Here is an 841-nt window from a genome sequence, read left to right as displayed (position 1 = left end):
CTGGAGCTCGGCGGCAAGATCGGCAGGCTGCCGGCGCATCACCTGGTGGAAGGCGCCTGCCGGCGGGCCGTGGCCGAAGGCACGACATTGCGGGAAGCCCTGGGTGCGACCCTGGCCGAGGACGCAGCGCATGCGGAGCTGATGGATGCGGCGGCGCTGGACCGGGTTTGCGATCCGGCCAATTACGCCGGGCAGGCGGCGGGCTTCGCCGATGCGGTCCTGGCGGCCTGGCGGCAGGAAGCCGGCCAACATGGATCGCCCTCCGGGACCCCGGTCACAAGCGCTTGAAGCACACACGTCACTGAACCTCGAACCCAATTTCGATTTCGATTATCTGGAGACCACCTTGCCCTTTATCACCCACGCCGGCAACCGCCTCTTCTACATGCTGGAAGGCCCGGCATCCGCGCCCGTCCTCATCTTCTCCAACTCGCTGGGCACCGACCACACGATGTGGGCGCCGCAGGCCGAAGCACTGGGCCAGCAGTTCCGCATCCTGCGCTACGACACCCGCGGCCACGGCCAGTCCGCATTGCCCCCGGGCCCGAGCAGCGTGGCGGAACTGGGCAGCGATGTCATCGCGCTGATGGACGCCTTGCAGATCCAGAAGGCCGCCTTCTGCGGCTTGTCGATGGGCGGCCTCACCGGCATGTGGCTGGGCGTGAACGCACCGCAGCGCTTCTCCCGCATTGTGCTGGCCAATACCGCGCCCAAGATCGGCACGCCCGAGGCGTGGAACACGCGCATCGAAGACGTGCTGCGCGACGGCATGTCGCCGCTGGTGGAGGGCTCGTTGCAGCGTTGGTTTACGCCTGCCTTTGCCAGCGCCGCCGGCAGCCGG

General features: G+C 68.1%; 1 protein-coding gene and 1 pseudogene. Both read left to right on the top strand.

The genetic code is table 11. The features are described 5' to 3' along the window. Positions 1 to 288: pseudogene (locus OR16_RS38755) on the top strand (hypothetical protein); the annotation flags it as partial. Positions 289 to 346: 58 nt separating this feature from the next. Beyond that, positions 347 to 841: alpha/beta fold hydrolase (locus OR16_RS38750; RefSeq protein WP_006164876.1), on the top strand; the 495-nt coding region annotated here is incomplete at its 3' end.

The sequence above is a fragment of the Cupriavidus basilensis OR16 genome, from assembly GCF_000243095.1.
GTDB lineage: Bacteria > Pseudomonadota > Gammaproteobacteria > Burkholderiales > Burkholderiaceae > Cupriavidus > Cupriavidus basilensis_D.
The sequence above is the reverse complement of the archived record's forward strand: the minus strand, read 5'-3'. Positions and strand labels throughout refer to the sequence as shown.